This window comes from Cumulibacter manganitolerans, from assembly GCF_009602465.1.
In the GTDB taxonomy this organism is placed as follows: Bacteria; Actinomycetota; Actinomycetes; order Mycobacteriales; family Antricoccaceae; genus Cumulibacter; species Cumulibacter manganitolerans.
On the sequence record NZ_WBKP01000006.1, the window covers coordinates 90,004 to 103,175 of the forward strand.

13 protein-coding genes and 1 tRNA gene are annotated in these 13,172 nt (G+C 69.8%); 8 read left to right on the forward strand and 6 right to left on the reverse strand.

The window, feature by feature from the left end; genetic code table 11:
* Entirely contained in the window at positions 1–1,719 is a 1,719-nt protein-coding gene (locus F8A92_RS03880; RefSeq protein WP_153503527.1) for a class I adenylate-forming enzyme family protein, read from the reverse strand.
* A gap of 153 nt (positions 1,720–1,872) precedes the next feature.
* Between F8A92_RS03880 and F8A92_RS03885 the strand changes: the two genes are divergently transcribed.
* From F8A92_RS03885 to F8A92_RS03895, 3 genes are all read left to right on the forward strand, one after another.
* Positions 1,873–2,277, forward strand: a complete 405-nt coding sequence (locus tag F8A92_RS03885) for a nuclear transport factor 2 family protein (RefSeq protein ID WP_153503529.1) — start codon at positions 1,873–1,875, stop codon at positions 2,275–2,277.
* Between the two features lie 77 nt (positions 2,278–2,354).
* On the forward strand, positions 2,355–3,122 hold the full coding sequence (locus F8A92_RS03890; RefSeq protein ID WP_153503531.1) for an alpha/beta fold hydrolase: 768 nt from the start codon (positions 2,355–2,357) through the stop codon (positions 3,120–3,122).
* Positions 3,123–3,156: 34 nt separating this feature from the next.
* Positions 3,157–4,029, forward strand: a complete 873-nt coding sequence (locus tag F8A92_RS03895; protein ID WP_153503532.1) for an LLM class flavin-dependent oxidoreductase — start codon at positions 3,157–3,159, stop codon at positions 4,027–4,029.
* A 24-nt stretch (positions 4,030–4,053) separates the two neighbouring features.
* On the opposite strand, the gene F8A92_RS03900 is transcribed toward F8A92_RS03895, so the two are convergent.
* The 3 genes from F8A92_RS03900 to ligD form a co-directional block, all read right to left on the reverse strand.
* Positions 4,054–4,127 (reverse strand) — tRNA-Pro (locus F8A92_RS03900).
* Between the two features lie 86 nt (positions 4,128–4,213).
* Entirely contained in the window at positions 4,214–4,972 is a 759-nt protein-coding gene (locus F8A92_RS03905; RefSeq protein WP_153503534.1) for an SDR family oxidoreductase, read from the reverse strand.
* A gap of 17 nt (positions 4,973–4,989) precedes the next feature.
* The gene (ligD, locus tag F8A92_RS03910; RefSeq protein WP_153503536.1) at positions 4,990–5,988 is read right to left on the reverse strand and encodes a non-homologous end-joining DNA ligase; all 999 of its coding nucleotides are present in this window, start codon (positions 5,986–5,988) and stop codon (positions 4,990–4,992) included.
* 165 nt (positions 5,989–6,153) lie between these two features.
* Between ligD and F8A92_RS03915 the strand changes: the two genes are divergently transcribed.
* The 4 genes from F8A92_RS03915 to F8A92_RS03930 are packed head-to-tail and all read left to right on the forward strand — an operon-like array spanning position 6,154 to position 9,849.
* Positions 6,154–6,798, forward strand: coding sequence for an ABC transporter permease (locus F8A92_RS03915; RefSeq protein ID WP_153503538.1), 645 nt, complete (start codon positions 6,154–6,156; stop codon positions 6,796–6,798).
* Entirely contained in the window at positions 6,795–8,042 is a 1,248-nt protein-coding gene (locus F8A92_RS03920) for a betaine/proline/choline family ABC transporter ATP-binding protein (protein WP_153503540.1), read from the forward strand. The genes F8A92_RS03915 and F8A92_RS03920 overlap by 4 nt, the downstream gene beginning before the upstream one ends.
* Positions 8,039–8,839 (forward strand): ABC transporter permease, encoded by an 801-nt coding sequence (locus F8A92_RS03925; RefSeq protein ID WP_228389170.1) that lies wholly within the window; start codon positions 8,039–8,041, stop codon positions 8,837–8,839. Before F8A92_RS03920 ends, F8A92_RS03925 begins: the two co-directional genes overlap by 4 nt.
* A 41-nt stretch (positions 8,840–8,880) precedes the next feature.
* Positions 8,881–9,849, forward strand: coding sequence for a glycine betaine ABC transporter substrate-binding protein (locus F8A92_RS03930; RefSeq protein WP_153503542.1), 969 nt, complete (start codon positions 8,881–8,883; stop codon positions 9,847–9,849).
* A gap of 354 nt (positions 9,850–10,203) precedes the next feature.
* Here F8A92_RS03930 and F8A92_RS03935 read toward each other — a convergent pair whose 3' ends face one another.
* The gene (locus F8A92_RS03935; RefSeq protein ID WP_153503544.1) at positions 10,204–10,971 is read right to left on the reverse strand and encodes an enoyl-CoA hydratase/isomerase family protein; all 768 of its coding nucleotides are present in this window, start codon (positions 10,969–10,971) and stop codon (positions 10,204–10,206) included.
* Complete coding sequence (locus tag F8A92_RS03940) at positions 10,968–11,978, reverse strand: NADP-dependent oxidoreductase (RefSeq protein ID WP_153503546.1); 1,011 nt, start codon at positions 11,976–11,978, stop codon at positions 10,968–10,970. The genes F8A92_RS03935 and F8A92_RS03940 overlap by 4 nt, the downstream gene beginning before the upstream one ends.
* An 86-nt stretch (positions 11,979–12,064) precedes the next feature.
* On the opposite strand from F8A92_RS03940, the gene F8A92_RS03945 reads away from it, so the two are divergent.
* Positions 12,065–13,075 carry an LLM class flavin-dependent oxidoreductase gene (locus F8A92_RS03945; RefSeq protein WP_153503548.1) on the forward strand — a complete coding sequence of 337 codons (1,011 nt, stop codon included), beginning with the start codon at positions 12,065–12,067 and terminating at the stop codon, positions 13,073–13,075.
* The last annotated feature ends 97 nt before the right edge of the window (positions 13,076–13,172 follow it).

A 13,172-nucleotide genomic window follows, 5' to 3' on the forward strand; every position in this document is an offset into this window, starting at 1 on the left:
TCAGGCGCCCTTCTGGTCGAGAACTTCGGTCCGTAGCTGGCGCTTGAGCGCCTTGCCGGTGGCGGTCCGCGGCAGCGGCTCGTCGCGGATGATCACCGCGGCCGGCACCTTGAACCTGGCGAGCTGCCCGGCGACGTGGTCCTGCAGCTCGGGCTCGCTCACCCTGGCTCCGGGCCGCGGCACGACGACGGCGACGGCGACCTCGCCGAGCTGGTCGTCGGGGACGCCGACCAGGGCGACGTCGAGCACCGACGGGTGCTCGAACAGCGCGTTCTCCACCTCGACGCAGTAGATGTTCTCGCCGCCGCGGATGATCACGTCCTTGAGCCGGTCGACGACGTAGACGAACCCATCGACGTACTTGCCGAGGTCGCCGGTGCGGAACCAGCCGCCCTCGAACGCCGCGGCCGTCGCGTCCGGGTTGTTCCAGTAGCCGCGCACCACGTTCGGGCCGCGGAACCAGAGCTCGCCGACCTCGCCCTCGGGCACCGGTTCGCCGTCCGGGCCGACGACGAGGAGATCGGCGCCCGGTTGCGGCCGCCCGACGGAGTCCGGGTGGTCGAAGTAGTCCTGGCCCGAGTTGCTGACGATCGCGGACGTCGTCTCGGTCAGCCCGTAGCCGTTCGCCGGGGACACCTTCCGCTGGAACTGCGTCTCGATGCGGGTGATCAGGTCGTGCGGCACCGCCGCCCCACCGCTGGCCAGACCGACGAGGCTCGCCAGATCGCCAGGGTCGCCGCCCTCGTCCTCGACGAGCTCCTTCACGATCGTCGGCACGGCGGCGACCGCGGTGAGCTGCTCGTCCTTGATGTGCCGCCGCGCCACGGCTACATCCCACTTGTACATGAGAACCAGCTTGCTGCCGCCGGACGCCGTCGCGATCATCGTGGACATGCCGGCGATATGGAACAGCGGGAACGGGCACAGTGTGCCCGGCTGGGTCGTCGGGAGAGCGACGGGCTGCGGCTGCATCGCCATCGTGACCGCGCGACCGAGCTGGGTGTTGAGCAGATTGGTGCAGTGGTTGCGGTGCGTGCCGATGGCGCCCTTGGGCCGACCGGTCGTGCCGGAGGTGTAGAGGATCGTCGCGTCGTCGTCCGGGTCGATCTGCGCCTCCGGCAGTGCCGCGGCCGGGTCGAGGCCACCGGTGAGCTCCTCCCAGGCGATCGTGCCGGCGACCGGCTCCGCGACGCGGACGGCGACCACCGGTACCTGGCCGAGCTCGGCGCAGATCGGGACCATGAGCGCCGCGCGTTCGCCGTCCGCGACGACGAGGGACGGGGTGCTGTCGGCGACCGCGTAGCGCAGCTCCTCGGCGGTCCACCAGGCGTTGAACGGCACGACGATCACCCCCAGGACCTGGGCCGCGAAGAACACCGGGACCCACTCCGGGTAGTTGCGCATCGCGATGCCCAGCCGGTCGCCCTTGCGCAGGCCGTAGTCGTCGCGCAGCCTCGTTGCCAGACCGGCGACCAGCGCGGCGTGCTCGGCGAAGGAGACCCGCTCGTTCTCGTAGATGAGGAAGGGCAGGTCGCCGTACTGCCGGGTCTGCAGGAACACGTCGCGAAGGGTCTGCGGTCCGGCGGTGAACACCCGCATCGGGATGCCGCGGACCTCGCGCTCGGTGATCTCGAAGTCCGCGCCCGGGGCGGTCAGCCGCGCGACCGCCTCCTCGCGCGGACTCAGAGCGGTCGTACCGCCTGCGGGATCCTGCACCATGCGTGGCCTCCTGCCGCGTCGACAGAGCGTCGACGGCGTCGTCGATCGGTTATCCGCACCGTACCGGAAAGGTTCGCACCGCTATTGAATTTTCTCGGCGGCTGGTGTGGCATACGTTGACCAGGAGATGCAGCGGCGGAACGAGGAGCGCAGATGAGCCAGGAGCAGGACAACAAGCAGACCGTGACGAGCTTCCTCGAGGCCTTCAGCAGCGGGGACGTCGACGCGGTGCTGGGCGCGATGAGCGACGACGCGACCTGGTGGACCGCCGGGCGCATCAAGGGGATGTCGGGCACCGCTCCCAAGGAGGTCTTCGCCAAGGGTCTGCCGGGTCTGCTGTCGGCCTGCCAGGACGGCAAGATCGCGATCACGCCGACCGCGATGACCGCCGAGGGCGACCGGGTCGCGGTCGAGGCCGAGTCGTCGGCGGAGACGCGCAGCGGTCGCTCCTACCGCAACCAGTACCACTTCCTGTTCACGGTGCGGGACGGCAAGATCGCCGCGGTCAAGGAGTACATGGACACCGACCACGCGCGGGCGACGTTCATCGACGCCTGAGCCGCGTGTGCCGACCGAAGCCCCGAGCCGGAGGCGCCGCGCCGGTGGCTGCCTCAGCCAGATGGAAGGAAATCACGATGCGCCAGTTCCTGACCCGCGATGACGGAGTACGCCTCGCGTACGAGATCCACAATCCCGACGCCGCGGGGACGCCGATGGTCATCACGCACGGATACTCGGCTACCGCAGCGATGTGGGAGCCCAACATCGCCGCGCTCTCGGAGAACCGCCCGGTGCTCACCTACGACCAGCGAGGCCACGGCCAGAGCGGCGATCCCGGAAGCCCAGAGGGCTACAGCGAGGCGATCAACGTCGCCGACATCGACGCGCTCGTCGATCTGCTCGACGCGCCGAAGGTGATCGTCGCCGGCATGTCCCTCGGTGGATACCTCTCCATGGCCTACTACCTCGCCCATCCGGAGCGTGTCGCCGCGTTGCTGCTGCAAGACACCGGCCCAGGCTACAAGAGCGACGAGTCACGCAACGCGTGGAATCAGCACGTCGAAGCCATCGCGGTCGAGAAGGGCAGCGATGATCCGGAGGCGTCGCAGTCCGCAGAGGTCGTTCGCGCCGTGCACGACAATCCGAAGGCGTTGGCGCACGCCGCTCGCGGCGTGCTTGCCCAGCGGGACGCGCGGGTCATCAGCTCCCTGCCGAGGATCGCCGTGCCGACTCTCGTGGTCGTCGGTGCGAACGACGTGGGGTACCTCGCCGGGACCGACTACATGGTCGCCAAGATTCCCGGTGCCCGGAAGGTCGTGATCCCGGACGCCGGCCATGCCGCGAACATCGACCAACCGGAGCTGTTCAACGCCGCCGTGACCGACTTCCTGCGCGACCTGTAGGGCTCCGCGCCGCCGGATTAGAAGGAGGCTGCCTATGTCGTCCCATCTTGGACTCGTGCTCAAGTCTGTTGCTGCCGCCGACGTCGCCACGATCGCCGCCGCCGCGGAAGACGCCGGGTTCTCGCACCTGTACCTGCCCGAGACGGGTCTGCTCCCCGGCCCGGGGACGACCGGGCGCGATCCGTTTATCACGTCGTCCGCCGCCCTGCAGGCAACGAGCGCGCTGCAGGTCGGACCGGGCGTCGCGGTGACCCTCGTGCGACCCGGTCGCCTCGCGGGGCTGCTGGCCGCAACCATCAATGAGCAGTCCGGCGGACGGTTCATCATGGGCATCGGCGTGTCGCATCGACCCGCGATCGAGGCGCTCGGCCTGCCGTACCCGTCGTCACCGCTCGGTCACCTCAGGTCGTATCTCGACGACCTCGACGCGGCCGAGAGCGACATCGCGTTCGGCGCGGGATATCCGGTCATGGTCGGGGCGCTGGGACCCAAGATGATCGACCTCGCTGCAGCCGAGGCCGATGGCGCCGTGCTCAACTGGCTCACGCTCGCGAAGGCCCGCACGACGGTCGCGCGCCTCACCGAGACCGCGCGGGCGTCCGGCAAGGACGGGGTCGCGTCGGCACTGTTCGTCCGGGTCGGTCCGCCGGGAGATGTCCGCGCTGATGCTGCGTCCTACAACGATCGACTACCGAACTACCGCAAGCACTTCCTGAGCCAGGGCCTCACCGACGCCGACGCGGTGGTCGCGAAGACCTGCATGCGCCTGGACGCCGCCGAAGTCGTCGACACGCTCGCCGGCTACCGGGACGCCGGCGTCACGGTGCCGTGCGTGTATCCGACCGGCATGACCGCCACGGAGATCGTCCACTTGCTCGACGCGGTGGGTCGGAAGGCCAACGATTGACTTGTTGACCCAGGCTTTCACTTGTCGAGCTGACAGGATTTGAACCTGCGGCCCCCTGACCCCCAGTCAGGTGCGCTACCAAACTGCGCCACAGCTCGCCGGTGATCGCTCACCGTCCGGCCCCGCACGCGGAACCGGCCATTAATGGTAACCCACCGCGCCGGCGTGACAGACGGCGGGACGCTCACACCGTCGACTTGGAGTCCCCGTCGATGGGCAGCGCCTGGCCGCTGATCGACCGCCCGTGCGGGCCGGCGAGGAAGACGGCGAGGGCGGCGATGTCCGCCGGGTCGGTGAACGCCTTGACCGACTGGTTGGCCAGGGCCGCCGCACGCTGCTCCTCGAGGCTCGTCCCCTCCTGCTCGGCGCGGCCCCGCAACACGCGGTCGATGCGCTCACCGGCGACGGCGCCGGGGTGGATCGTGTTGGAGGTGATCCCGAACCGCCCCAGCTCCATGGCGAGCGTCTTGGCGAAGCCCACGAGCGCCCACTTCGTGCTGGAGTAGGCGATCCGGTTGGGGTAGCCGAAGCGTCCCGCGACCGACGACATGGTGATGATCGAGCCGGCGTCCGACTCCTTCAGCAGCGGGATCGCGCGCTGGGTGACCATGAACGTGCCATGCAGGTTGACGTCCACCACCGCCCGCCAGTCCGCGAAGGCGAGCTCGTCGACGGGTGCGGTCGGGCCGGCGATCCCGGCGTTGTTGACCAGGACGTCGAGGCCGCCGAGCTCCCGGCGCAGGTCCGCGAACAGCGCGTCGACCGACCCGGCGTCCGCCACGTCGGTGACGCTGCCGGTGACTCCCTCGGCCTCGACGGCCCGGGCCACGGCGTCCTGCGCGATGTCGGCGACGTGTACCCGCGCACCGGTCGCGGCGAACGCGCGCGTGACGGCCAGGCCGATTCCGTTGCCCCCGGCGGTGACCAGCACTCGCTGCGTCATACGACCTCCTCGATTCCTCAGCCGGCCGGGTCCGGCTCGTCCGGCAGCTCCCCGTGGGTGGCTTCGTCGCGTTCGGCCCACTGCAGCAGCGGTGTGAAGTCGTAGACCGCCTCGTCGATCCCGGCGTGCAGGTCCCCCAGCCGAGCGAACCGCTCCGGGACGGTGCGGACGGTCAGCTCCTTCGGCTCGACGTCGGAGATCTCGTCCCAAGTGATCGGTGTGGACACCGTGGCGAGCGGGTTCCCGCGCACCGAGTACGCCGAGGCGATCGTGTGGTCGCGGGTGTTCTGGTTGAAGTCGATGAACACCGCCGCGGGGTCGCGGTCCTTGCGCCACCACGTCGTGGTGACGTCGTCCGGCAGCCGCCGTTCCACCTCGCGCGCGAACGCCAGCGCCCCGCGCCGGACGTCCTTGAACCCGTGCTCCGGGGCGATCCGCACGTAGACGTGGATGCCGTTGCCGCCCGAGGTCTTCGGCCACCCGACCGCCCCGAGCTCGTCGAGGACCTCGCGCACGACCTCGGCGGTACGGCGCACGCGGCCGAACGGCGCATCGGGCATCGGATCGATGTCGATGCGCCACTCGTCCGGCTGCTCGGTGTCGGCACGCCGGCTGTTCCAGGGATGAAACTCGACCGTCGACATCTGCACCGCCCAGATCACGCTGGCCAGCTCCGTCACGCAGAGCTCGTCCGCCGTGAGGTTGTAGCGCGGGAACCGCAGCCGCACGGTCTGCACCCATTCCGGAGCACCGCGAGGAAGCCGTTTCTGGTGCACCTTCTGCAGCATCTTGCCGGCGTCGTCCGTGACGCCGTCCGGGAAGCGGTGCAGCATGCACGGCCGTTCGCGCAGCGCACGCACGATCCCCTCGCCCACCGCCAGGTAGTAGTGCGCGAGGTCGAGCTTCGTGATGCCGAGCTGCGGGAAGTAGGGCCGGGCGGGGTTGGAGATCCGCACGGTACGGTCGCCGACCGCGAGCTCCACCGGCGAGCCGAACGCGCCCTTGCTCGATCCCATGGTCCGCAGCGTAGCGGAGGTCGGTCCGGCACCGGCTCGGTAACTGTTTCGCATTTCTACGCCTGTGAAGCGCTGGAGCCGACTAACGTCGAGGGACCTTGCAGCCTCATGCCAGTGGCGCTGCACCGGCTGGACCGGACCCGGAACGGGCCGAGAGGAGGTTGTGTGGGGTTTTTCGAGTTCCTGCAGAAGCGCAGCGACGACATGGTGACGTTCGGCCTGCAGCACCTCATGATCGTTGCTATCGCGGTCGTCGCCTCCACGGTGCTCGGCATCGGCATCGGCGTGCTGGCCTTCCGGGTTCCCCGGCTCCGCGGCGCCGCGCTCGGCATCACCGGCACCCTGCTGACCGTTCCCTCGTTCGCCTTCTTCGTCCTGCTGCTCCCCGTCGTCGGGCTGGGCACCCCGCCCGTCGTCATCGCCCTCACCCTGTACGGGCTGATGCCGATCGTGCGCAACACCATCACCGGCCTCACCGAGGTCGACCCCGCCGTCGTCGAGTCGGCCCAGGGCATGGGGATGAGCGCCGCCCAGCGCCTGACGCGCATCCAGCTTCCGATCGCCTGGCCGGTGATCCTGGCCGGCGTCCGCGTCACCACCGTCATGCTGGTCGGGATCGCCGCGATCGGGTCGATCGTGCTCGGCCCCGGGTACGGCGTCCTGATCTTCGACGGCCTGGGCCGGGTCGGCTCGCCCGTCGGGCTCAACATGGTGCTCGCGGGCATCCTCGGTGTCGTGATCGTCGCGATCATCTTCGACGGGCTCTTCGCACTCGTCGGCAAGCTGACCACCTCGAAGGGACTTCGATGACCCAGCACAGCAGCTCTCCCGCCCCGCCGTCCGACGTGATGATCTCGCTGCAGCAGCTCACCAAGGACTTCGGCACCGGCAAGCCGGCCGTCGACAGCCTGGATCTCGAGATCCCGCGCGGCGAGATCGTCGTGCTGGTCGGCTCCTCCGGCTGCGGCAAGACCACGACGATGAAGATGATCAACCGGATCATCGAGCCGACCAGCGGACGCGTCGTGCTCGACGGAGTCGACGTCACCGGCTCCGATCCCGATGAGCTGCGCCGGCGCATCGGCTACGTCATCCAGCAGATCGGCCTGTTCCCGCACATGACGATCGCGCAGAACATCGCGACCGTCCCCCAGCTGCTCGGCTGGAGCAAGGCCCGGGCCCGGGAGCGCGTCGACGAGCTGCTCGACATGGTCGGGATGGACGCCGCCCGCTACCGTGGCCGCTACCCCAAGGAGCTCTCCGGCGGCCAGCGCCAGCGCGTCGGCGTCGCCCGCGCCCTGGCCGGCGACCCGGACGTGATGCTCATGGACGAGCCGTTCGGCGCCATCGACCCGATCACCCGCGACCGGCTGCAGAACGAGTTCCTGCGGGTGCAGTCCGAGGTGCGCAAGACGATCGTGTTCGTCACCCACGACATCGACGAGGCGATCAAGATGGGCGACCGGATCGCCATCCTGCAAGAGGGCGCGCACGTCGCGCAGTACGCCACGCCCGAGGAGATCCTCACCTCGCCCGCGAACGACTTCGTCGCCGACTTCATCGGCTCGGGAGCCTCCCTCAAGCGGCTGAACCTCAGCCGCGTCCGCGACATCCAGCTGCAGGAGTGGCCGACGGTCCGCGAGGACACGCCGATCCCCGAGGCGATGAACGTCATCCGGGACTCCGGCCGCTCGGCGGCGCTGGTCCTGGACGCGCATGGCCGTCCCCGCACCTGGGTGAGCCCGACCGACCTCAACCGGGCCGGCGAGCGGCACCTCGGCGAGCTCGGCTCCCCCGCCGGAGCCATCGTCGCGCCGCACTCGACGCTCAACGACGCCCTCAACGAGATGGTCACCGCGAACTACTCGGTCGCGATCGTCACCGACTCGCGCGGCAGCTACCAGGGCGTGGTGGACATCGACGCGATCAACGAGTCGATCCGCAACCTGCGTGCCGCGCACATCGAGACCCAGCGCAGCGCGATCCCGACCGGCTCGCAGGACGATGCAGCGGTGCACGACGCCGGCTCGCCGTACGCCGAGGACCTGCCGTGAGCGCCACGACCCAGACGCCCGACGAGGCGCTCGCCGAGACCGGTACGGCGGTCGTCGCGCCCTCGCCGCGCAGCCGCTCGGTGTGGCGCTGGATCGGCATGCCGCTGTTCCTGCTGGGCATCATCGCCGCGATCGCGATCGCCATCAACACCAAGGACATCGACTCGATCGAGGCCCGCTCTCTCGGGCTGCAGCACATCCTCCGGGCGACCGGCGAGCACCTGCTGCTCACCGTGTTCTCCACGGTCATCGTGCTCGCGATCGCCGTCCCGCTGGGCATCGCGCTCACCCGGCAGTGGACGCGGAGGTTCCGCGGCGCACTCATCACGGTCGCGAACATCGGCCAGGCCGTCCCCACCATCGGCCTCATCGCGCTGATGGCCGTCGCGTTCAACTACATCGGCTTCGGCGCGTCGGTCATCGCGCTCGTCGCGTGCGCCGTGCTGCCCGTGCTGCGCAACACCATGGTCGGGATCCAGGGCGTCGACGAGACGGTGCTCGAGGCCGGCCGTGGCATGGGCATGTCCCGCGGCGCCGTGCTGCGCAAGCTGGAGCTGCCGCTCGCGGTACCGGTGATCCTCGCCGGCGTCCGCACCGCGCTCGTCATCAACGTCGGCACGGCGACGCTCGCCGCCTACATCAATGCCGGCGGGCTCGGCAAGATCATCATCGCCGGGCTGTCGACCAACCGCATCCTCGTCACCGTGACCGGTGCCGCGCTGACCGCCGTCCTCGCCCTGCTCGTCGACTACCTCGCCGGTGTCGCCGAGCAGCTGCTGCGCCCCAAGGGGCTGTGAATCCACCCGCAATCGCACGATGCCGTACAGGAGATGAACCGATGAGAATGCACCGAACGTTCCGCACCGCACTGACCGCGGCCGCCGCCACGCTCGCGCTCGCCGTCGCCGGCTGCGCCGGCGACACCAACGTGAACCAGAGCGGCGGCGACGCGGCGAAGGGCGGATCGCTCGCGAAGGACTACGACCTGAAGGGCGAGTCCTTCGTCGTCGGCTCGAAGGAGTTCACCGAGAACAAGGTCCTCGGCCAGATCACGATCGCGGCGATCCAGGCCGCCGGCGGCAAGACCGAGGACAAGACGGGCATCAGCGGCACCGCGACGGTCCGCGCCGCCCTGACCTCCGGCGAGATCGACATGTACTGGGACTACACCGGCACCGGGTGGGTGAACATCCTCGGCAACACCACGACCAATCTGCCCCCGGACCTGTTCAAGGCCGTCTCGGACGCGGACAAGGCCAACAAGGTCACGTGGATCGGCCCGTCGCCGCTCAACAACTCCTACGGTCTGGCGATCAAGAAGGACGTCGCCCAGAAGGAGAAGATCAAGACGATGTCCGACCTCGCGGCCTACCTCAACAAGAACGCCGACAAGTCCACGATCTGCGCCGCCAGCGAGTTCCTGCAGCGCGACGACGGCCTGCCCGGCGTCGAGAAGGCGTACGGCATGCAGTTCAAGATCACCGAGCTCGACTTCAACCTGGTGTACCCGCAGGTCGGCAAGGACTGCACGGTCGGCGAGATCACCACGACCGACGGCCGCGTGAAGGCCAACGACCTGGTCGCGCTCAAGGACGACAAGAAGTTCTTCGTGCCCTACAACGCCGCGCTGACCGTGCGCAGCGAGGTGGCCGACAAGAGCCCCGACCTGGCGAAGATGTTCAAGAAGATCGCCGAGGCGCTCGACAACGAGAAGATGATGGAGCTCAACGGCAAGGTCGACATCGACGGCGACAAGGAAGCCGACGTCGCCAAGGAGTTCCTGAAGGACGAGGGCTTCATCGGCTAGCCCGGCACGGCCGTCGACGGAGCGCCAGCAACGGTCGTCGAGCGAGCGAGGCATGAGCGACGTCGAGACGCCGCAAGCCGACAATTCCTCCGCACCATGTCTCGACGTCGCCTCCGCTGGCGCTCCGGCTCGCTCGACGACCGTGACCTGACCACGCTCGTCGAGCGAGCGAGGCACGAGCGACGTCGAGACGACGCAAGCCGACCCGACGTGACATGAGACCACGCTCGTCGAGCGAGCGAGGCACGAGCGACGTCGAGACGACGCACCCGACCCGACGTGACATGAGACCACGGTCGTCGAGCGAGCGAGGCACGAGCGACGTCGAGACGACGTACGCCGACAGACCGGCCGCTACTTCCTGCGGGCGGCGGCGAACTGCTGCTTGGCCGTCGCGAAGTCGGCGGACAGCGAGCACACCACCTGCGAGCGCAGCTCGGTCTCCAGGTGCTCGTGGTAGCCCTGGCCGTAAATGCTCGCGTTCAGCAACTCCTTCGAGTGCCGGACGCCGAACGGCGGCTTGGCCGCGATCGCCGTGGCGATCTCGATCGCGCGGGCGCGGGGGTCGTCGACGACCTCGTCGGCCAGCCCGATCGCCGCCGCCTCGTCGGCCAGGAGCGGATCGCCGGTGTAGAACACCTTCGCGGACCGCCCCGGACCGATGATCCGCGGCAGCAGCCAGGTGAGCCCCAGATCGCCCGCCGACATGCCGATCGAGGCGAACGGCGCCACGAACCGCGCGTCGCGTCCGGCGATCCGGATGTCGCACGCGGTCGTGAAGGCGAACCCGCCGCCGACCGCGTTCCCTTGCACCGCGGCGATGACCGGCTGCGGCATCGAACGCATCAGCAGGACGGTCGCCACGCTCTCCCGCATGCTCGCGTACGTCGCGACGACGTCCCCGCCGAAGTCGGACTCGAGGTCCAGGCCGACGCAGAACGACCGGCCCTCCCCGGTGAGCACCACGGCCCGGACGTCGTCCCGCCGCGAGATCGCCTGCAGCGCGTCGTGCAGCGCGGCGGACGAGCCGGGACCGAGGGCGTTGAGCTTGGCGGGTCTGTTGAACGAGACGGTGGCGACGCTGTCGACGACGTCGACCAGCACCAGATCGGTGTGGCTCACTCGGCCACCTTGATGACGACCTTGCCGAAGTTCGCGCCGCGCAGCATGCCGATGAACGCGTCGACCGCGTTCTCGAGGCCGTCGGTGATGTCCTCGCGGTACTGCACCTTGCCCTCCTCGATCCACTGGCTCATCTCGCGGCGGAACTGCGGCATCTGGTCGGCGAACTCGCGCTGGATGAACCCGCGCAGCGTGAGGCTCTTCTGCAGCACCGCACCCATCAGGGCCGGCACCCGGTTCGGGCCCTCCGGGAGCGCGGTGGCGTTGTACCCGGAGACCAGACCGCACACCGGCACGCGGCCGAACTCGTTCATGCGCGGCAGCACCGCGTCCCACACCTTGCCGCCGACGTTCTCGAAGTACACGTCGATCCCGTCCGGGGTCGCCGCCTCGAGCTGCGCGACGAAGTCGTCGGCGCGGTGGTCGACCGCGGCGTCGAACCCGAGCTCCTTGAGGTAGGCGACCTTCTCCGGGCCGCCCGCGATGCCCACGGCACGCGCGCCCTTGATGCGGGCGATCTGCCCGACGGCCGAGCCGACCGGGCCGGTGGCGGCGGCGACCACGACGGTCTCCCCCGGCTGCGGCTTGCCGAGGATCAGCAGTCCGGCGTACGCCGTGAACCCGGGCATCCCCAGCACGCCCAGCGCGGTCGACAGCGGCTGCTTCTGGTCGAGCTTGAACAGGCCCGCGGCCTTCTCCACCGAGTGCGTCTGCCATCCGGCGTAGCCCAGCACGACGTCTCCGGGGGCGAACCCGTCGGCCCGCGACTCGAGGACCTCCGACACCGTGCCGCCGACCATCGGATCGCCGATCTCGACCTGCGCGGCGTACGACTTGGCGTCGTTCATCCGGCCGCGCATGTACGGATCCAGCGACAGGTAGCGGGTCTTCAGCAGCACCTCGCCGTCCCGCGGCTCGGGCAGCGCGACGGTCTCGGTGCGGAAGTCGTCGTGCGTCGGCTCACCGGTGGGGCGGCCGGCCAGGACGATGCGGGTGGTGTCGGTCATGCGATCTCCTCAAGGGGTTGCGCGGCGCTGCGGCCGGCGATGAGTGCTCCGGTCAACCTATCCCCGGGCGCGCATACAGTGTCGGCATGGGTTCCTTCGACGTACCACTGTCCATCCTCGACCTGGCGCTCATCGGCCGCGGCGAGAGCGTCGCCGACAGCTTCGCCGCGAGCGTCGAGCTGGCGCAACGCGCCGAGCGGTGGGGTTTTCAGCGGATCTGGTACGCCGAGCACCACAACATGCCGACGATCGCCTCCTCGGCCACCAGCGTCCTGATCGGGCACGTCGCCTCGCAGACCGAGTCGATCCGGCTCGGCTCCGGCGGCGTCATGCTGCCCAACCACTCGCCGCTGGTCATCGCCGAGCAGTTCGGCACGCTCGCCACGCTCTACCCCGGGCGGATCGACCTCGGCCTCGGTCGCGCCCCGGGCACCGACCCGGTCACCACCCAGGCGCTGCGGCGTACGGCGTCCGCGGCCGACACCTTCCCCAACGACGTCCTCGAGCTGCAGGGCTACCTCGGCGAGACGTCGCGGGTGCCGCGGGTCAGCGCCAACCCGGGCAAGGGAACGCACGTGCCGCTGTACATCCTGGGCTCCTCGCTGTACGGCGCGCAGCTCGCGGCCGCGCTCGGCCTGCCGTACGCGTTCGCGTCGCACTTCGCCCCCGACGCCCTGCACCAGGCGATCACCGTGTACCGCCAGCGCTTCGAGCCCTCCGAGCAGCTCGCCGCGCCGTACGTCATCGCCGGCGCCGGCATCATCGCCGCCGACACCGAGGAGGAGGCCGAGCGTCAGCGCGAGCTGTCGCGGCGCGCCCGCTTCCGGTCGCTGTTCGGCCGCGGCCGCAACCTCACCGACGCGGAGGTCGACGAGCACCTCGCCGGCGCAGGCGGCATGCAGGTCGACCACATGATGACGTACGCCGGCGTGGGGACCGGCGCGCAGGTCCGCGACTTCCTCGCCCGCTTCCGGGAGCAGACGGCCGCGGACGAGCTGATCCTGGTCTCGAACGCCGTCGAGCGGCAGGCGTGGATGCGCTCCTTCGAGCTGGTTGCCGAGCACTGCCTGCCCGATCGGGTCGCCGCGACCCGCTAGCCGCCGCGCCCCCGCCGCTGGGTAGCCGCCTCGCGTTCGCCGTCTCGCGGTGGGTACTACCCCGCTAATCGCGGTTTAGCGGGGTACCACCCACCGC